The 19,196-nt window shown below is 41.9% G+C and carries 19 protein-coding genes and 6 pseudogenes; 22 read left to right on the top strand and 3 right to left on the bottom strand.

All coding sequences use genetic code 11. The features are described 5' to 3' along the window. The first annotated feature begins 23 nt into the window (after positions 1–23). Together S3O_RS0109285 and S3O_RS0109275 are read left to right on the top strand one after the other, a co-directional pair. A complete protein-coding gene (locus tag S3O_RS0109285; RefSeq protein ID WP_010598844.1) occupies positions 24–698 on the top strand; it encodes a Bax inhibitor-1/YccA family protein in 675 nt (224 codons plus the stop codon). A 438-nt stretch (positions 699–1,136) separates the two neighbouring features. Next, complete coding sequence (locus S3O_RS0109275) at positions 1,137–1,469, top strand: TusE/DsrC/DsvC family sulfur relay protein (RefSeq protein ID WP_010598842.1); 333 nt, start codon at positions 1,137–1,139, stop codon at positions 1,467–1,469. Between the two features lie 215 nt (positions 1,470–1,684). On the opposite strand, the gene S3O_RS0109270 is transcribed toward S3O_RS0109275, so the two are convergent. Together S3O_RS0109270 and S3O_RS0109265 are read right to left on the bottom strand one after the other, a co-directional pair. Continuing rightward, positions 1,685–2,107 carry a hypothetical protein gene (locus tag S3O_RS0109270; protein WP_029463766.1) on the bottom strand — a complete coding sequence of 141 codons (423 nt, stop codon included), beginning with the start codon at positions 2,105–2,107 and terminating at the stop codon, positions 1,685–1,687. Positions 2,108–2,414: 307 nt separating this feature from the next. Then, positions 2,415–2,864 (bottom strand): hypothetical protein, encoded by a 450-nt coding sequence (locus tag S3O_RS0109265; RefSeq protein ID WP_010598840.1) that lies wholly within the window; start codon positions 2,862–2,864, stop codon positions 2,415–2,417. 594 nt (positions 2,865–3,458) lie between these two features. Between S3O_RS0109265 and S3O_RS0109260 the strand changes: the two genes are divergently transcribed. From S3O_RS0109260 to ahcY, 7 genes and pseudogenes are all read left to right on the top strand, one after another. Continuing rightward, positions 3,459–4,040, top strand: a complete 582-nt coding sequence (locus S3O_RS0109260) for a thymidine kinase (protein ID WP_010598839.1) — start codon at positions 3,459–3,461, stop codon at positions 4,038–4,040. A gap of 273 nt (positions 4,041–4,313) precedes the next feature. Continuing rightward, a complete protein-coding gene (locus S3O_RS17550) occupies positions 4,314–4,763 on the top strand; it encodes an MFS transporter (RefSeq protein WP_192805935.1) in 450 nt (149 codons plus the stop codon). Then, positions 4,726–5,478 (top strand): MFS transporter, encoded by a 753-nt coding sequence (locus S3O_RS17545; protein WP_156792868.1) that lies wholly within the window; start codon positions 4,726–4,728, stop codon positions 5,476–5,478. Before S3O_RS17550 ends, S3O_RS17545 begins: the two co-directional genes overlap by 38 nt. A 3-nt stretch (positions 5,479–5,481) precedes the next feature. Next, positions 5,482–6,147: an MFS transporter gene (locus tag S3O_RS19170; RefSeq protein WP_235776249.1), complete on the top strand. Its 666-nt coding sequence runs from the start codon at positions 5,482–5,484 to the stop codon at positions 6,145–6,147. Beyond that, positions 6,093–6,770: an MFS transporter gene (locus tag S3O_RS19165; RefSeq protein WP_235776248.1), complete on the top strand. Its 678-nt coding sequence runs from the start codon at positions 6,093–6,095 to the stop codon at positions 6,768–6,770. Before S3O_RS19170 ends, S3O_RS19165 begins: the two co-directional genes overlap by 55 nt. Positions 6,771–7,017: 247 nt before the next feature. Then, positions 7,018–8,150 (top strand): annotated as a pseudogene (gene metK, locus S3O_RS14740) (methionine adenosyltransferase). Beyond that, positions 8,140–9,456, top strand: a complete 1,317-nt coding sequence (gene ahcY, locus S3O_RS0109240) for an adenosylhomocysteinase (protein ID WP_010598836.1) — start codon at positions 8,140–8,142, stop codon at positions 9,454–9,456. Before metK ends, ahcY begins: the two are co-directional and overlap by 11 nt. A gap of 80 nt (positions 9,457–9,536) precedes the next feature. Here ahcY and rpiA read toward each other — a convergent pair. After that, positions 9,537–10,184 (bottom strand): annotated as a pseudogene (gene rpiA / locus S3O_RS14735) (ribose-5-phosphate isomerase RpiA). A gap of 601 nt (positions 10,185–10,785) precedes the next feature. Between rpiA and S3O_RS0109230 the strand changes: the two are divergent. The 13 genes and pseudogenes from S3O_RS0109230 (at position 10,786) to S3O_RS19130 (ending at position 19,191) form a co-directional block, all read left to right on the top strand. Further along, positions 10,786–11,187 carry an ATP synthase subunit I gene (locus tag S3O_RS0109230; protein WP_010598833.1) on the top strand — a complete coding sequence of 134 codons (402 nt, stop codon included), beginning with the start codon at positions 10,786–10,788 and terminating at the stop codon, positions 11,185–11,187. Further along, positions 11,184–11,962, top strand: a pseudogene (atpB, locus tag S3O_RS14730) (F0F1 ATP synthase subunit A). The gene S3O_RS0109230 and the pseudogene atpB overlap by 4 nt, the downstream one beginning before the upstream one ends. Positions 11,963–12,138: 176 nt before the next feature. Further along, positions 12,139–12,444 (top strand): F0F1 ATP synthase subunit C, encoded by a 306-nt coding sequence (gene atpE / locus S3O_RS0109220; protein ID WP_408005681.1) that lies wholly within the window; start codon positions 12,139–12,141, stop codon positions 12,442–12,444. 24 nt (positions 12,445–12,468) lie between these two features. Further along, positions 12,469–12,939 (top strand): F0F1 ATP synthase subunit B, encoded by a 471-nt coding sequence (locus tag S3O_RS0109215; protein ID WP_010598829.1) that lies wholly within the window; start codon positions 12,469–12,471, stop codon positions 12,937–12,939. Beyond that, a complete protein-coding gene (locus S3O_RS19925) occupies positions 12,939–13,178 on the top strand; it encodes a F0F1 ATP synthase subunit delta (RefSeq protein ID WP_010598828.1) in 240 nt (79 codons plus the stop codon). Before S3O_RS0109215 ends, S3O_RS19925 begins: the two co-directional genes overlap by 1 nt. Then, complete coding sequence (atpH, locus tag S3O_RS19920) at positions 13,175–13,480, top strand: ATP synthase F1 subunit delta (RefSeq protein WP_010598827.1); 306 nt, start codon at positions 13,175–13,177, stop codon at positions 13,478–13,480. Before S3O_RS19925 ends, atpH begins: the two co-directional genes overlap by 4 nt. A 15-nt stretch (positions 13,481–13,495) precedes the next feature. Beyond that, positions 13,496–15,061, top strand: a pseudogene (gene atpA / locus S3O_RS14720) (F0F1 ATP synthase subunit alpha). 5 nt (positions 15,062–15,066) lie between these two features. Then, positions 15,067–15,904, top strand: a pseudogene (gene atpG, locus S3O_RS14715) (F0F1 ATP synthase subunit gamma). A gap of 19 nt (positions 15,905–15,923) precedes the next feature. Continuing rightward, positions 15,924–17,282: pseudogene (gene atpD, locus S3O_RS19915) on the top strand (F0F1 ATP synthase subunit beta). Positions 17,283–17,293: 11 nt separating this feature from the next. Continuing rightward, positions 17,294–17,725, top strand: coding sequence for a F0F1 ATP synthase subunit epsilon (locus S3O_RS0109185; protein WP_010598818.1), 432 nt, complete (start codon positions 17,294–17,296; stop codon positions 17,723–17,725). 321 nt (positions 17,726–18,046) lie between these two features. Next, entirely contained in the window at positions 18,047–18,331 is a 285-nt protein-coding gene (locus S3O_RS19140) for a UDP-N-acetylglucosamine pyrophosphorylase (RefSeq protein ID WP_010598817.1), read from the top strand. A gap of 37 nt (positions 18,332–18,368) precedes the next feature. After that, a complete protein-coding gene (locus tag S3O_RS19135; RefSeq protein ID WP_010598816.1) occupies positions 18,369–18,566 on the top strand; it encodes a glycosyltransferase family protein in 198 nt (65 codons plus the stop codon). Beyond that, positions 18,541–19,191 (top strand): DapH/DapD/GlmU-related protein, encoded by a 651-nt coding sequence (locus tag S3O_RS19130; RefSeq protein WP_010598815.1) that lies wholly within the window; start codon positions 18,541–18,543, stop codon positions 19,189–19,191. Before S3O_RS19135 ends, S3O_RS19130 begins: the two co-directional genes overlap by 26 nt. Positions 19,192–19,196: the final 5 nt, after the last annotated feature.

Genomic DNA, 19,196 nt, shown 5'->3' with positions numbered 1-19,196 from the left:
TATCATTACGAAGAGAGGGGAATATGGCTTTTATTGAAACAACATCTCGGAAACAACACGAATCGGTGGTATCAACCAATGATGTTTTACGAAATACCTATATTTTATTAGGCTCCACCTTACTGTTTAGTGCCCTCACGGCGGGGATGGCCTTGATCACCCATGCGCCCCCTTTAAACGTTTGGGTGACTTTAATTGGCTATTTTGGCTTACTTTTTTTGACAAGTGGATTACGTAATAGTCCTTGGGGTATCGTCTCGGTCTTTGCTTTGACCGGCTTTTTAGGTTACACCTTAGGTCCTTTGCTTGGCCATTATCTGGATACGTTTACAAATGGTAGCCAGCTGGTGATGATGTCGCTGGGAACGACCGGTCTTGTTTTTTTTGCTTTATCTGCTTACGCGTTGACAACCCGTAAAGATTTTAGCTTTATGTCCAGCTTTATTATGATTGGAATGATTGTGGCGTTCGTGATGGGCATTGCAAATTTATTCTTTCATGTTCCTGCCTTGGCATTAGCGACTTCGGCGATGTTTGTCTTTTTATCTTCGGGCGTCATTTTGCTACAAACTAGCCAAATTATCCATGGCGGTGAAACAAACTATATTATGGCAACGGTCTCTCTGTACGTTTCTTTATATAACATTTTTGTTAATTTGCTCAGCTTATTGGGCGCTTTTTCGGGTAACCGAGATTAAAAAAGAACATTTTTCTTTTCGATAAGGTAACCAAAGCACGATCTTTAATATTCGTGCTTTGTTATATCCGCTTGGCGAAAATTGCGTTTTGATAAACTAGAGCAAGCCTTGTACGCTGGTGTAGAGTCAAATAATTCGTGATAATAATGGGTCAAGCAGTCAATCGATTTACATAGGCCAAAAAACTGTATAGGGCTTTATCACAGTGAAGTGAAAAGTATCAAAGAGATATTAATCAAATTTTTTAAAAATAAAAGTGGCGTCACTTTAATTAGTTTTTTATTAAAAAAAGATAGTGAATTGATTTTAAAAAAAATACACTTTTTTATAAAATTTTCTATAATCAGTTTCTGGTATTTCCATCATGTGGCACTGAGTGCTGCAGTAACTAACCGTTAAAAGAAATCGGCAGTATTTTCTCGTTTTAAGGATAACAGAATGGGCTTATTAATTAATGGCGAAGAAATTCTTACTGATAAGTATGGCTATTTAATTCATTCTGCAGACTGGCATGAAAGTATTGCGTCGGCTATTGCGGAAAAAGAACGGTTGACACTCATTAAAGATCATTGGTACGTTATTTATTTCCTGCGTAATTTTTACCAGCAGTACCATAAAACTCCACCGATTCGAATCTTGATGAATCATCTTGCTGCGCAAATTGGATCAGAAAAAGCGACAAGTATTTATCTGAACGACCTCTTTCCTAAAGGTGTGCTCAAGCAGGCGAGTAAGTTAGCCGGACTTCCTCGGCCAGCCAGGTGTTTGTAGCCGAGCAGCAGAAGTATTCAGGTTAAATGTCGTCTTCGTTAATCTATTTGGGGGTTTTTACGACTAGATTGGTATTGAGTTGAATCTTCTGATTCGGTTGAGGCAAATCAATCGTTGCTTCGATATGAGATAGCATTTGTTTACAAGACTTAGCTTCTTCAAAAAAAGTCCCATAAGGGGGCGGCGGTGGGGTAGTTGATATAAAGCAAGTATGCTCAGTGGTAAGCGATTGTGGCGGTGCTCATTCTTAAATTTTCAAGTTGTTTTCTTTCGATACGACACGCTTCTTCATAAGAGAGTAATTGCTTTTCATCCTCTTGTCTGATTTCTTCGTAGGTGGGTAATTGATCACTGTATTGATTCTGATCCGGTGTATTGAATGCGTCGATGACTTCACTTATTGTTAAAATACACAAGACGCTACATAAAGTACACAAGCTAAAGAGAAGAGTCACTATGATTGATAGGAATAATGATGCAGCAATTGCGGTGCCAATAGGATTAGGGCAAGCCAAGAAGACGATCAAAGAAGTTAAACCAAGCACTAGTATTACTGGTACAAACCAATAAGGCCATTTACATAGAGCATAAATTCTTCTTAATAGGCTTGTATTATAAGTAAGCGAAGCGTCTGGCATTAAACCTATTCCTTATTATCGCAATCGGTTAATTTGAGTGATGAGTGAATACAAACTATATAAGTGATACTTACTCGACATTCACATTAATTGTCCTTTTGTCTGTAAATATAAAATAAATAAAATAATTTATCTATCTATTAATCATCAATTTATAATTATTTTTTTTCGATAATCAAAGGCCATAGAATAATGTTTCTTCTCGGTAAATGTTTCTACAAAAAAATTTGCTTCTTGTTGCTGAGTAAAAAAAGAGTTTTTAGCTATGTTTTATTTTTAAATGACAAAAGGTATTATTTCATTCGGTTCATTTTATTTCTCTTATAGAATTTTTTAGATCTAAACAATCTAAAGAGATAGTTTCTTTCGGGTGAATACAGCGGATTATAAGTTCAACCGGAGCTGAAATAATCGCAATAGCTGTCAATACAATCAGTGTAGTAAGAAATAAAGTAAAGATAATAACAGTTAACGCTAAAGCAAATGCTAAACTAAGTGGAGTAAAAATGATAGATAACAATAAGATAGCGCTTTTTAAGAGGAGTGAGTCAGGTAACTTATTAGAGAACCTAGGATTTTTCAATGGAGTGTTTGGTCTTGGATCCAGCTCTGATTGAATGAATGTTTTTTGGTTGTTAGAAGATGTTTGCGTTCTTAAAAAGCTTTTATCTGAGTTTTGATTTAGGCGCTCCTCCCTTTTTTTTAGTAACAAAAATTTATACTTTCTTCTTATCAAATCAAAAATGATCAAAGACATAGTTATTTATCTTCTCATGTTATGAAAATAGTATCAGGTAAATTATTATTTAATTTTGTTCATTAAAATTTAAGTAATGAATATCAAAAATTATACATATAATGTAAGTAAAAAAGAAAAACAAGAGATCTTAAAGTTAAGATCAAATCGAGTTTAAGAAAGAATTAGATTACGCAATGAAAAGCAATAACATAATTCTTGTTTTGTTAAAATTAGGTAAACAACAAGATAGGGTAAAAACCAGATGGTGAATATAAGCGATATTACAAGACATCAAGAAGCACCATTTAATAGTTAGAAAAAAGATATTTCGTTTACTTTACTTAAACCGTGAGCTTGCTTTTGCGATATAGATATAATTTAAGTTTAAGTAATAAAAACTAAGGATAGTAAACGTTTAGCTTTATTATTTGTTTATTTGATATTATAGTAGGTTATTGCGCACTTTTATTTAAAGTAGTTTTAATCCTTTGAGATCAATGTTGACGGTTATTTTTTAAAAATATTCTATTTTGATTGGTGTTGATTTTACTTCTTAATGCTAGTTTAAAAACAAGTATTCTTCACTTTAACTCAAAAAACTCTTTAGGTGATATGGCTAAGCTCTATTTTTATTATTCTGCAATGAACGCTGGGAAAAGCACCATTTTATTACAGGCCAGTTATAATTATCAGGAACGAGGGATGGATACGGTATTGTTTTCACCGCATATTGATACCCGATACCAATCCGGTAAGATTTGTTCGCGTATTGGTTTAAGCGCGAAAAGCCATACCTTTACTGATCAAGATGATCTATTCGCATTAGTGGCGCATAAAAAGACAGAATATTCTAAAATAAAGAGTGTTTTTGTTGACGAGGCTCAGTTTTTAAGAAAACAGCAAGTGCAGCAACTTAGCGATGTGACTGATCAACTGAGTATCCCGGTGTTAGCCTATGGTTTACGTAGTGATTTTCTTGGCGAGCCTTTTGAAGGCAGTCTCTATTTGCTTATCTGGGCGGATGAAATTCATGAAATAAAAACGATATGTCATTGTGGTGCGAAAGCGACGATGAATATGCGTGTGGACCAGCAGGCTCAAAAAATAGTGGCGGGTCAACAGATTGAAATAGGTGGTAATGAGCGCTACGTCTCTGTTTGCCGAAAGCATTTTAAAATGGGTCAGGCGCGTTAAATCAGGGCCCCTGTTTTTTGTAAGCATTTTGCCTTGTTGTAAGAATTTGACCGAATAAGTGGGAAATTTCTTAGAAAGCTTGATTTTTTTTTAGACAAGGCGCTTTTCTTGCTATAGACTACGCGCCAACGTCGTCCATTCGCATCCCTTAGAATTTTGTATGATGTTATCTTGCCCCAGACAAAAAATAGATCGCTTTTTTTCTCAATATCAGCCTTGGTTTGTCTGTGTCGCAGCGGCGCTTTTTTCTTTTATGAATTTATTCAAATGGGGATGTTCAACTCGATTAGTCAGGAGTTGATGCATGATTTTTCAATTACGGCTTCTCAATTAGGCTTTTTGTCGGCTACCTATTTCTACGCCGATGTTATTTTTTTGCTTTTTGCTGGAATATTGGTCGACCGGTTCTCGGTGCGTACGATTATGCTCACGGCAATGGCGATGGTCGTCGTGGCAACCTTTATTTTTGCGTTGAGCCACACCTTAACGCTTGCTGCCGTAAGTCATTTCGTCGCAGGCATAGGCAATGCTTTTTGTTTTTTGAGCGCTATAAAACTGGCTTCGCGTTGGTTTCCTTCGCATCGTCTGGCCTTTGTGATTGGTATTATTGTGACGATTGCGATGTTAGGCGGGGTGGTCGCACAAACCCCGTTTACCTTACTCGCGAATACGTTAGGATGGCGCGGTGCTGTACTCATTAATGGGGGGATTGCGGTTTGTTGAAGATTACCCTCAGGGTTCACCACAGATTGAAAAAAAGGGTGCGATTGAAAAAAAACCTATTTCCATTCGACGGAGTATTTTTTTGGTTTTGACCAATACGCAAAATAGTTTAGCTGGGTTGTATACCTGCCTGTTAAATCTACCGATTGTTTTACTCGGTGAATTGTGGGGAGTCATGTATTTGATGCAAGTTCATCATTTAAGCAAAGCGCAGGCCGCGTCGGTGACGATGATGCTTTTTTTTGGGACAATCGTGGGCGCACCGTTAATGGGGTGGCTTTCCGATACATTGAGTCGACGTCGGCTACCGATGTTAATGAGCGCTTTGATTTCATTATTGATTATCCTTGCTTTGATGTTTTTACCGCATTTAAATCTACTGAGCTTGTTAATACTTTTTTTTCTGCTCGGATTTTTTACGAGTGCACAAATCATCAGTTACCCTTTAATTGCTGAGAGTAACCCGAAACCGCTGACTGGGACGGCCACCGGTTTAGCTTCGATCCTAATTATGGGTGGCGGCGCTGTGTTTCAACCTTTATTTGGTGGGTTAATGGATCGGCATTGGGATGGAACTTTGGAGCACGGTATTGCACTTTATACACCGACAAACTACCTCTATGGATTAGCGATTATGCCGATTGCTTTTCTGATTGCTTTTCTAGCCGCATATTGTTTGCGAGAAACGTATTGTCAACCTTTTTCTGAGGATTAAGCTATGCAAAACCTATCTGCACCTCAACTGAATGTAAGCGATTATTCAAAACGGGGGTTGCCATGGATAGTGTGTTTGTCCGCCGCGCTTTTCTTTTTCTATGAATTTATTCAGCTCAATATGTTCAATGCGATTAGCGCCGATTTGATGCATGATTTTGGATTGCATGCTACCAAATTAGGCCGGCTTTCCGCATTTTATTTTTACGCTAATTTGCTTTTTTTGCCGGTTGCTGGGGCATTACTGGATCGTTTCTCTACACGGCGTATCATTTTAATCGCACTGTTTTTATGTATCATCGGTGTTCTTGGTTTTGCAAAAACACACTCTTTTGCCTTGGCTTGTTTTTTCCGTTTTATGAGTGGAATTGGGAGCGCTTTTTGTTTCTTAAGTACGATTCGTCTCGCTTCACGTTGGTTTCCAATTGAAAAGATGGCTTTAGTGACCGGTTTAATTGTGACCATGGCGATGTTTGGCGGGATGGTCGCGCAAACACCGCTAACGCTTCTGGCTGAAACCTTGGGTTGGCGTAATACGTTGTTAATTGATGCCGGCTTAGGTTTGCTAATTTTTGTCGTTATTTTTTCCTTGTGCAAGATAACCCCCCTGAAAAAATGGAAAATGAGGGTGCCGGTTCATCGACTGCACCGCATCCGGTTGGTTTATTAAAAAGTTGGCAACTCGCTTATTTGAATCGCCAAAATCTCTTATGTGGTTTGTATACGTGCTTAGCCAATTTACCTATGGCGTTGTTCGGCGCACTTTGGGGTAGTTTGTTTTTAGAGCAAACCGCGAATTTTTCAGCCACACAAGCCTCTTTCGCACCAAGCATTCTTTTTTTAGGCGCCATTATTGGTGGACCCGTAGTGGGTTGGATTTCCGATAAAATGGCGCGCCGTATCCCTCTTATGCGCTGGGGTGCGTTTGTTTCTTTATTGATTGTCTTTTTTATTATTCGTTTACCCCAGTTTCTTTCTTTTCCTGTTGTGCTAACGCTCTTCTTTGCATTAGGATTTTTTACAAGTAGCCAAGTTTTAAGCTATCCATTGGTTGCTGAAAGTAATCCAAAACATCTTACCGCGACCTCAGTGAGTGTAGTTTCTTTTTTTGCAATCGGTGGTTATGCGGTGTTTCAACCCTTATTTGGTCGATTAATGGATTGGACGTGGAAAGGTACGGTTAAGAATCAAGTGAGTATTTACAGTCTATCGGATTATCACCATGCATTAATTATTTTGCCGATTGGTTTTTTGATAGCGCTCTTAGCAACGTTATGGCTGAAAGAAGGTTGAACGCTTTGTGTGCCTGAACGGGGCATCGCCGGGGTTGCGTTTATCTTAATGTAGATAATTTAGAGGAAGAAACTCTTTAATTTGTTAATAAATGGATAGTTGCTGTGAGTTCGGATAGCCAATCAAGTTGACAGTTGAATTCTTTACTTTTACGATGACCCTCCGGTTTTACGCAATGCCGATGTCACGGCACGCTTCTAGACCCCATCACAATAAAACTGATTTGATCTTTAAGTGAGATAAGATAATGGATAATTATACAACCTTTACCTCTGAGTCGGTGTCCGAAGGGCATCCAGATAAAATCGCAGACCAAATCTCTGATGCGATTTTGGATGCGCTGCTCGCTCAAGATAATCATGAAACACTTGTGAAAACTGGGATGGTGTTGTGGATGTGGAACAAATTGTGCGTCAAACCGTGGAGGCGATTGGTTATAATAGCTCTTCGATGGGGTTTGACTGGCAATCCTGTGCGGTGATGTCGGCGATTGGGAAACAATCTCCCGATATCGCACAAGGCGTCGATCGGAAAAATAAGCTCGATCAAGGTGCAGGCGATCAAGGACTCATTTTTGGGTATGCTAGTGATGAGACGGATGTGTTGATGCCTGCGCCTATTACTTATGCACATCGTTTAATGCAAAGACAGGCCTTGCTTAGAAAAAATGGTGTTTTAAATTGGTTGCTACCGGATGCAAAAAGCCAAGTGACACTTCGTTATCAAGACGGGAAGCCGGTTGCAGCCGATACCATCGTTTTTTCGACCCAACATACCCCAGAGATTGCCTATTCAGAATTAAAAGAAGCGATTATTGAAGAAATAATCAAACCGTTATTTCCTAGCGAATGGTTGACTCAGACACACTACCATATTAATCCAACGGGTCGTTTTGTTATTGGCGGACCGTTAGGGGATACCGGACTAACGGGACGAAAAATTATTGTCGATACGTACGGTGGGATGGCACGTCATGGTGGAGGTTGTTTTTCTGGAAAAGATCCCAGTAAAGTCGATCGTTCCGCGGCGTATGCGGCACGTTATGTCGCAAAAAATATTGTAGCTGCCGGCTTAGCCAAGCGCTGTGAAATTCAGGTTTCCTATGCCATCGGCGTTGCGGAACCGACCTCTATTTCAGTAAACACGTTTGACACAGCAAAATTAGAAGAGCGTCAAATTATTCAACTGATTCGTCAGCATTTTGATCTGCGTCCTTATGGTCTGATTGAAATGTTGGATTTACTGCGCCCGATTTATCAACCGACCGCCACTTATGGACACTTTGGACGACAAGATGAGTGTTTCCCTTGGGAGAAAACCGATAAGGCGGGCTTATTACGTGCGGCATTACAAGACAAGGTAACCACAAATGATCATTGAAAAAAACCGAGTGCAAGATATGGATTATAAAGTCGCTGATATGGCGTTAGCTGAATGGGGGCGTAAGGAAATTACGATTGCCGAATCTGAAATGCCCGGACTGATGGCGCTACGTCAGCTGTACGGACAGCAAAAGCCATTACAAGGCGCGCGCATTGCCGGTTGTTTGCATATGACGATTCAAACGGCAGTATTAATTGAGACGCTGCTTGAGCTGGGTGCGGAAGTACGTTGGTCCTCCTGTAATATTTTTTCCACGCAAGATCATGCGGCGGCGGCGATGGCCGCACGCGGTGTGCCGGTGTTTGCTTGGAAAGGGGAAACTGAAGAGGAATTTTGGTGGTGTATTGAGCAAACGGTACAAGGACCTAATGGTTGGCAGCCGAATTTATTGTTGGATGATGGCGGTGATTTAACCGTTTTGATGCATGAAAAATATCCGTCACAGCTTGCTCAGGTCAAAGGCGTGTCGGAAGAAACCACAACCGGCGTACATCGGCTTTATCAAATGCAAGCGCAGAACACACTGCTTTTACCCGCGATCAATGTGAATGATTCTGTAACGAAGTCTAAGTTTGATAACTTATATGGTTGTCGAGAATCGTTGTTAGATGCCTTAAAGCGAGCAACCGATGTCATGATTGCGGGGAAAGTGGCTGTTGTCTGTGGATATGGAGATGTTGGTAAGGGGTGTGCGCAAAGCTTACGTGCGTACGGTGCGACGGTATGGGTTACAGAAATTGATCCAATTTGCGCGTTGCAGGCCGTGATGGAAGGGTATCGTGTGTTCACCTTAGAAGAAGTGGCCGGTAAAGCCGATATTTTTGTGACCGCCACCGGTAATGAGCGCGTCATTACGCTCGAACATATGCAACAAATGAAAGATTTAGCGATTGTTTGTAATATCGGGCATTTTGATTCGGAAATCGATGTTGCGGGTCTTCGCCAATTTGAATGGATCAATATCAAGCCGCAAGTTGATCAAATTGTTTTTCCAAGTCAAAAACGTCTCCTTCTCCTTGCTGAAGGGCGCCTGGTTAATTTGGGTTGTGCCACGGGTCATTCAAGCTTTGTGATGTCAAATTCTTTTACGAACCAAGTGCTGGCGCAAATTGAATTGTGGCAACACGCCGCACGCTACCAAGTCGGCAAGGTCTATCGGCTACCTAAACAGTTGGACGAACAGGTGGCACGGTTACATCTTGATAAAGTGGGCGCCAAGCTGACAACATTGACTCCTGAACAAGCGCGTTATATTGGTGTTCAGGTCGAGGGACCCTATAAGTCGGATTATTATCGTTATTAATATAGCGGTCAGCCTGAGAGAGGAATAATTTCAGCGAGAAGAGAAACGTGTCATAGAGACACCGCTCTCTTCAAACGCTTTCAAAGTAATGTTTTTCGTTCCAAGACTTGTACTTCGTTTGCCGAGGCTAATAACAAGGTATCGGCCGGACGTTCAGTAAATAAGCCGCTACAAACTACCCCGGGGATTGTGGTGAGTAAACGCTCTCGGATCTTTACAATCCAAAAACTGGGTGTCTAAGATTACATTACCATTGTCCGTTACAACACCTTCCCGGTAAACAGGAAAGGCACCGAGACTCACTAATCGTCGGGCTACATAACTTCTTCCCATTGAATGACTTCGATTGGAATTGCTTTCTCTCCAAGCAGGCTCACAAACTTACTTTCATCCGCAATACAAATAAATTGTTGACTGGCCGAAGCGATAATTTTTTCTCGAGTGAGGGCACCACCTTTACCTTTAATTAATTGTAATTGTGCATTAACCTCATCGGTTCCGTCGATATAAAGCGGTAGGACTCCAGCATAATTTAGGTCGACTATCGGGATCTGCGCGGCTTTGAGACGTGCTTCTGTGGTGGTAGAGGCAGCGACGACGCCTTCCAACTTATGGCGATTTAATGAGAGGGCATCGATTAAAGCATTGACGGTGGACCCACTGCCTAACCCAATAATGGAGTGTTTTTGGATAAAGTCGAGAGCCGCTTCGGCGGCTTTTTTTTTCATATACGCTTGTTGTCGTGGCATAAAATGACCTTAAAAAATAAGGAGACCGAAACAAAAAACATTTTAATTTAAGCCATAGTAATAGCTGACACGTTAGTGTAGGCCAATTTTCATATTTTTTTATACTTAGGTTGAAGATGCTGGCATAATTTTATTTGAAAAGAAAGCCGAATTTACTTTTAGATCATCCGCTCTCAATAATTTGTTGATTAGTAACGTTTGGTGCAACGTGTTTGCAAAAAACAATTATTGATACAACTACACAGAGAAATATTGCCTAAATGACAAAAGCGCGGTTTGTATTGAGCAAAATCCAGCGTGCGCCAAACTCTGTAAAGAGAGCGCACGAGTTATAAACGAGCGTGTAGGCAAGAGTGGCGAATCACGATTTGCTTTTCAGCAGGGGACTGACCACGTTACAAGCGCATAAGTGTGAAGTTTTTGTGTGTCTGGCCCACTTCACTTGCTGAGACAGCCGCGACTCGGTTCAATGTCATCATTGCGTAGGAACAAGGGCCTTTTTCCGGCCAAATACCGTTTTAGCATTGCATTCAAGAGAACCCCTTATTATACTGTCCGCCAACCCGGGAGGGGACGGAGAATGACAAGAATTCGTAAAACCCAGTACCCACGTAAAATGTTGCGTAAGATTTTGGATATTGGTTTGTTGAATACACTATGGATAAGCCTAGGTGGGTGTTTCTTTTATAGTTGGCTGATCACCTATTCGCTGTGGTGGGGTGTGTTCTTGTGGGTTCTACCCAATAGCTATTTTACGAATAAAATTTTTCAAAGCTTAGGTCAGGTACCGCCGGCAAAGCAGCTTAACGTTTTTTATCGTGCGGAAATAATAAAGCTTGTACTCAGTGGGATCATTTTTGTGATGTTAATTCAAAAAATATCAATCAGTATTCCAGCGTTGCTTGTCGGCTATTTCATGTCACAGGTCTTTTTAGCTATGCATCTGGTAAGAAGCTTTCATTATAAGGAGCGGTTTGTATGAACGCCGCCCAAAGTCCTGCTCATTATGTTCAACATCACCTTGAGCATTTAACGTTTAATTTAAAGACCGGCCAATTTGGTGATACGGGATTCTGGAATCTTAATCTCGATACCTTTTTTCTATCGTTGGTTTTAGGTAGTGGTTTTCTTTTTTTGTTTTACCTAGTGGCCAAAAACGTAACGGCCGGTGTGCCCAGTAAAGTTCAGAATTTTATTGAAATTTTAATTGAGTTTGTCGATAAGACGGTCCGTGAATCTTTTCAAGGGAAAAGTCAGTTGATAGCGCCCTTAGCGTTGACTATTTTTGTGTGGATTTTCCTGATGAATTTTATGGACTTGGTCCCGGTTGATTTTTTACCGACTATCCTTTCTTTATTTGGGATTACTCATTTTCGCTCGGTTCCTACCGCCGATCCCAATGCAACATTTGGCATGTCGATCGCCGTATTCTTTTTGATAGTTTACTATAACTTTAAAATAAAAGGCATTAAAGGCGTCGGTAAGGAAATGTTTACTGCGCCGTTTGGACTCTATCTTTTTCCGATTAATATTCTTTTTCGGTCTCGCTTTCTTTACGGTTATTCGGTAATTTGTTTGCAGGTGAGTTGATTTTTATTTTAGTTGCGCTGCTCCCTTGGTGGGTACAGTGGACATTTGGTGGAATTTGGTCGATTTTCCATATTCTGATCATTTTGATCCAAGCCTTTATTTTTATGATGTTAACGATTGTTTATTTAAGTATGGCTCATGAATCGCATGGGCACGATGGACATTAAAAAATAAAGATGAAAAAGATTATTTTTCAGTTTAAATTGAAAGAAATTTTCGTTAGCATGCAGCGTTGTAGAGGGAACCTTGGCTGAAATGAGGTTTAGCTCGGTTAAGCAAGGTGTTCTGAATACAAAGAAAAATTTTAGAGATAACTTTTTAATATAAAGAGAGGGTGTAAAAAATGGTGGAAGTTGCAGGCGTTGTTGCAAATGTACAGGGGTTAACGGCTATTGCGGCCGCGTTACTCGTTGGTTTAGCGGCACTCGGTACCGCGATTGGTTTCGGTATTTTGGGGGGTAAATTCCTTGAAGGGGTAGCAAGACAACCTGAATTGACATCGATGCTGATGTTACGCATGTTCTTGATGGCGGGTTTAGTTGACGCATTTGCCGCGATTTCTATCGTAATGGGTCTGTATTTGATTTTTGCGAAAAACCCATTCCTGAGCGAAGTGTTGAAATTCGTCAGTAAACCGATCACAGGCTAAGAAAAACTTTATTGAGAGACTGTCGTGGAAATAAACATTACCTTACTAGGCCAATTAATAACCTTTGCGGTGTTTGTTTGGTTCACCATGAAATTTGTGTGGCCACCTCTCATCAAGGCCATAAAAGACCGTGAAGCACACATTGCAGAAGGTTTAGCCGCTGCCGAGCGTGGCCAAGCGTCCTTGGCGTTGGCTCAACAAAAAGTCGAGGAACAATTGCAGCAAGCGAAAGAGCAGGCTGCAAAAATCATTGATCAAGCCAGTAAGCGCGCGACGCAACTGGCTGAAGAATCCAAGCAGCAAATAAAAAAAGAAAGTGAGCGTTTGCTCGCGCTGGCTAAGGCAGATATTGAGCAAGAATGGCATGCCGCACAGCAACGTTTGCGCGCTGAAGTGGCGAACCTGGTCATTACTACGACAGAAAAAGTCCTTGCGCGCTCACTCGATAGTGGTGCTCAGCACGCGTTACTTAAACAGTCTTTGGAAGAGATTTGATGACGCCGCAAAAACAGCTATCCGTCGCCAGGCCTTATGCCAAAGCGGTCTTTACCCAAGCGATTGAGGATAATCAACTCAAAGCATGGGGCATATTACTTAATCAAGTTCGCTTAATCATTGAGGCGAAGCCGATGCAAGCGTTGCTGGGTGATCGCCGCATTGATCCACAGGTTGCTTTAGCCTGTTTACTTGAATTTGTGAACCACAGTTATTTGAGAAAGGAAAAAATTTCTTGAAGGTCGTTGCTTTAAATCGACGCCTTTTAGCCTTGCCGGCGATCAGTGAGTTGTTTGTCCTATATAAAAGGAAACAAGTGAATCAAGTGAATGCGAAAGTAACGTCAGTGGTTCCATTGGATAAAACGGAAGAACAGGCTTTAAAACACGCTTTAGAAGGGCGCTTACACCAAAAAGTGACGTTAGAGTATGTGCTTGACCCGCAATTACTCGGTGGTTTAACCATACAAATTGAAAATTTTGTGATTGATAACTCTTTGCGCGGAAAGCTTGAACGCTTGCGTGCAACACTAATGAATTAATAAGAGGCATACGTTATGCAGCAACTGAGCACATCCGAAATCAGCGAACTCATTAAAGAACGTATCCAAACGTTTGATGTTTCTGCCGAAACGCGGACGGAAGGGACGATTGTTAGTCTGCGTGACGGTATTGTCCGCATTTACGGGCTGGATGAAGTGATGTTGGGTGAAATGGTTGAATTTCCTAACCAATGTTATGGATTAGCCCTCAATCTCGAACGTGACTCAGTGGGCGCCGTAGTGTTAGGGGATACCGAATCGTTGAGTGAAGGACAAACAGTTCGTTGTACGGGCCGTATTCTTGAAGTTCCGGTTGGTGATGCGTTGCTCGGTCGCGTGGTCAATGCGTTAGGTCAACCGATAGACAGTCGTGGTCCCATTGCAAGCGAAGCAACGGCCCCGATTGAACAAATTGCCCCTGGGGTGATTTGGCGACAAAGTGTTTCGCAGCCTTTACAAACTGGTATTTTAGCGATCGACAGTATGGTTCCGATTGGTCGTGGACAGCGTGAATTGATCATCGGTGATCGTCAAACTGGAAAAACGGCGTTAGCGATTGATGCGATTATTAATCAAAAAGACACCGGTGTTAAATGTATTTATGTAGCGATTGGCCAGAAAGCTTCTTCAATCGCGGCGGTGGTGCGTAAACTAGAAGAGCACGATGCCCTCAAACATACGATTATTGTCGCGGCCAGTGCCGCCGACTCCGCTGCGATGCAGTTTATCGCCCCTTATGCCGGTTGTGCGATGGGTGAATATTTCCGCGACCAGGGTCAAGACGCGTTGGTTGTTTATGATGATTTAACTAAGCAAGCATGGGCTTACCGCCAAATTTCTTTGCTATTGCGTCGTCCTCCGGGTCGTGAAGCGTATCCAGGGGATATTTTTTTACTTGCCATTCCCGATTACTAGAACGTGCGGCGCGTGTTAATGCGGAGTTTGTTGAAAAAGCAACGCATGGTTGTGTGAAAGGCAAGACGGGCTCTCTGACGGCTTTGCCGATTATCGAAACTCAAGCGGGTGACGTGTCAGCGTTTGTTCCGACAAACGTGATCTCGATTACCGATGGTCAAATTTTCTTAGAAACGGATTTATTTAATGCAGGGATTCGTCCGGCGATTAATGCGGGGCTTTCGGTTTCGCGAGTGGGTTCGGCCGCACAAACTAAGATTATTAAGAAAGTTGGTGGCGATGTTCGGTTAAGTTTAGCTCAATATCGTGAACTTGCCGCTTTCTCTCAATTTATGTCGGATCAATTTATGTCGGATCTAGATGAAATTACTCGTAAACAGTTGGAGAGAGGCCAACGTGTTACCGAGATGCTCAAACAGAAACAATATCAGCCGCTGAGCACTGCTGAAATGGCCTTGTTATTGTTCGCAGTGGGGTAAAGAAGGCTATGTGGATGACGTGCCCCTCAATCAAATTGTTCCATTTGCGGAAGGATTGTTGGCTTATATGCGTTCACAAAAAGACCCGCTTTTTGCTGAAATCAATAAAACAGGCGATTACAATGAAGCGATTGTTGACTTAATGCGCAAAACGATTACTTCTTTTAAAGCTACGCAGACTTGGTAATACACATGAGCTTTGCACAAGAGATCCGTGGAAAAATAACCAGCATTAAAGGCACGCAAAAAATTACCCGTGCAATGGAAATGGTGGCAGCAAGTAAGATCTTTATCACGGCCGTATGCGCGTAAAATGCTTGATGTCGTTCATCATGTGGCAACGAGTCGTAGTGAGTATCCGCATCCTTATCTCCAAGTACGTGAGGTCAAACGAGCCGGCTTTATTATTATTTCTACGGATAAAGGATTATGCGGCGGACTCAATGCCAATTTATTTAAGTTAGCTTTACAACAGCTTAAACAATGTCAAGCCCAAGAGGTTGCGGTGGACTTAGCCTTAATTGGCAGTAAAGCCAGCGCATTTTTTAAACGGGTCGGTGGTAATGTTGTGGCACACGTTGATCATCTGGGCGAAGCACCGCAAGTCCAGGATTTAATTGGTGTGATTAAGGTTCTGCTAGATCATTATAAAGCTGGCCAGTTAGATAGCCTGACCTTGATCTATAACGAATTTATCAATACCATGGTTCAAAAACCAAAAAGTTTGTCGTTGTTACCCATCATTCCGGTGGTAAAATCGAAAGTAAACCATCGTTGGGATTATCTCTACGAGCCTGACTCCAAAAGTTTGCTAGAACTCGTTCTCATACGTTACATTGAATCCCAAATTTACCAAAGTGTGGTTGAAAATACCGCTTGCGAACAAGCAGCGCGCATGGTGGCGATGAAAAGTGCAACGGAAAATGCCGGTGAGCTCATTAACGACTTACAATTGGCCTATAACAAAGCTCGCCAAGCGGCGATTACCAAAGAATTGGCTGAGATTGTCGCAGGAAGTGAAGCCGTTTAATTAGGTGACTAACTTTATTATGAAGAGAAAAATTATGAATCAAGACGCAACTGGAACCATTGTCGAAATAATTGGCGCCGTGATTGATGTACAATTTCCAAGTGGGCAAGTCCCTAAGATTTATGATGCGTTGCGGGTCGACGATCACCCACTCGTCCTGGAAGTCCAGCAGCAATTAGGTGATGGCGTCGTGCGCACCATTGCGATGGGGCCAAGTGAAACGCGGCTTGGTTGTTCAGAATACCGGCGCACCGATTACCGTGCCGGTTGGGAAACAAACACTCGGTCGAATTATGGATGTACTGGGTCACCCGATTGATGAGCAAGGGCCGATTGCAACCGAACAAATGTTGCCAATTCATCGTAAAGCGCCTGATTTTTCAGAGCAAGCCGCGAACGAGCAGCTTCTTGAAACCGGTATTAAAGTGATCGATTTACTTTGTCCGTTTGCTAAAGGCGGGAAAGTCGGACTTTTTGGTGGAGCGGGTGTTGGTAAGACCGTCAATATGATGGTAATATTGCGATTGAACACAGTGGTTATTCAGTTTTTACCGGTGTTGGGGAGCGAACACGAGAAGGGAATGATTTTTATCATGAAATGAAAGATTCCAACGTGGACAAATGAATGAACCACCGGGCAATCGTTTGCGGGTTGCGCTCACCGGTTTAACGTTAGCGGAAAATTTCCGTGATGAAGGCCGTGATGTGCTCTTGTTTATTGATAATATCTATCGTTATACCCTCGCAGGGGTGGAAGTTTCAGCACTTTTAGGTCGTATGCCTTCTGCGGTAGGTTATCAGCCGACCTTGGCGGCAGAAATGGGTGCGCTGCAAGAACGGATTACGTCAACGAAGACCGGTTCAATTACTTCGATTCAAGCGGTGTATGTTCCGGCAGACGATTTGACGGATCCTTCTCCAGCGACTACCTTTGCACATTTAGATGCAACGGTTGTTTTATCTCGACAGATTGCGGAACTCGGTATTTATCCCGCCATCGACCCTTTGGATTCAAGCAGTCGGCAACTGGATCCTTTGATTGTTGGCCAAAAACACTATGATGTTGCGCGTGCTGTGCAAAAAACACTACAGCGTTATAAAGAACTTAAAGATATCATTGCGATTTTTAGGGATGGATGAGTTATCCGATGAAGACAAATTAATTGTGACGCGTGCTCGCAAAATACAGCAGTTTTTATCACAGCCTTTTTTTGTGGCAGAAGTGTTCACTGGCGCACCCGGTAAGTATGTCAGTCTTAAAGATACGATTAATGGCTTTAAAGCGATTCTCGATGGTGAATACGATCGTTATCCAGAACAAGCGTTTTCGATGGTCGGAAAGATTAGTGAAGTTGTGGAAAAAGCAAAAACCTTATAAGGTTGGGTATTATGACCAAAACCATGCAAGTTGAAATTGTGAGTGCCGAGGCGGAAATTTTTTCAGGTGAAGCTAAGCAGTTTACCGCTACCGGTTTGCTTGGTGGATTAGGAATTTATCCTGGCCATACCCAACTGTTAACGGCACTTAAACCCGGCCCAGTTCGCTTTATTAAGGCAGATGACGAAGAAGAAGTCTTGTATGTATCAGGCGGAATCTTAGAAGTACAACCAGATTGTGTGACACTTTTGGCAGATACCGCAATTCGGGCAGTCGATTTGGATGAGGCGGCAGCGGCTGAAGCGAAACAACGTGCTCAGCAAGCCTTGCATGATAAGCAGACTGATATTGACTATGCCAAAGCCACGGTTGAATTGGCACAAGCCGCGGCCCAATTACAAGCGATCGCTAAGTTGAAAAAGAAGGCAACAGGAAAGCGCTAAAATGAACCGTTTACGGTTACAAAGAAAGCGCGCGAATCAAAGCTCTTTATTTGCAACACGGACTTTCCCTATCTTTTCATCATGAAGCCAGACAAGTTGTCTATGAATGATTATCCCCTCTCCTTGGAGGTTGTGGTGCTTGCGGCCGGTCGTGGCAAGCGAATGCACTCCAATTTACCAAAAGTATTACATCAGTTAAACCGTTACTGACAATATATTGTACCGAAACCGTACATCAAACTTAAGCCAAGAAACTATTTTTGTGGTCTATGGGAATGGCGGGTCCCAAGTTCCCAATACACTTCCCGACTTACCTGTCATTTGGGTAAAACAAAAGAAATTTTAGGAACTGGGCATGCTGTCGCGCAAGCGATTCCACATATAAAAAAGGAAACAAGTCGCGTTCTTATTGTCTTGGGCGATACGCCGTTGGTGAATTTAGAAACCCTCACTGAGCTCATCGCACAGACGGGAGAAAACCAAATTGGCTTAATTACAGTCAAAACTGAGCAACCATTTGGCTTAGGACGAATTTTGCGTAATATTCAAGAAAATGTTGTGCAAATTGTCGAAGAAAAAGAAGCTACGCCCGAACAAAAAAAATAAAGGAAATTAACAGTGGTGTTTTTGTGTCCCGGCGGCTTTGTTAAAGCGGTGGCTTCCTGAAATTAAGCAAAATAATGCGCAAGGGGAATATTATTTAACTGATATTGTAGCGATGGCAGTGCGGGATGAAATTCCTGTTGTGACTGTCACTTCGAATAACCCGGGTGAAATGCAAGGTATTAATGATCGTGTCGCAAGCGGAAGCGCTTATGCTTCAGGGACTGACTTTACGTGATCCACAGCGTTTTGATTTACGAGGTGAATTAACTATCGGTAAAGACGTAGTGATTGATGTGAATGTCATTGTTGAAGGAAAAAATACCATTGGTGAAAATTCCTATATTGGCCCCAATACGGTTCTCAAAAATGTTGAAATTGGAGCGAATGTAACGATTAAAGGAAATTGTTTTATTGAAGAAGCCATTATTACCGATCAATGTACAGTCGGTCCTTTTGCACGGATTCGCCCAGGAACTCGGCTTGAAGCCAATGTCCATGTGGGCAATTTTGTTGAAATTAAGAATAGCCATATTCAATCAAATACCAAGATTAATCACCTCAGTTATGTCGGCGATGCTACGATTGGGCAACATGTCAATATTGGTGCAGGAACCATTACCTGTAATTATGATGGTCAAAATAAACATCGGACGACGATTGAAGAAGGAGTATTTGTGGGTTCAAATACTGCGCTGGTTGCACCAATTTATGTGGGTAAGAATGCAGTGATTGGTGCGGGCTCAACGCTCAGCAAATGCGTTCCCGCAGAACAGCTCACCGTCAGTCGTGCGAAAGCACGTAGTTTAGCGAACTGGAAGCGCCCGACTCGTAAAGCAGATACTTCAGGCGAAAATACTTAAGTCTA

The sequence above is a fragment of the Rickettsiella massiliensis 20B genome (assembly GCF_000257395.1).
GTDB lineage: Bacteria > Pseudomonadota > Gammaproteobacteria > Diplorickettsiales > Diplorickettsiaceae > Diplorickettsia > Diplorickettsia massiliensis.
The sequence above is the reverse complement of the archived record's forward strand: the minus strand, read 5'-3'. Positions and strand labels throughout refer to the sequence as shown.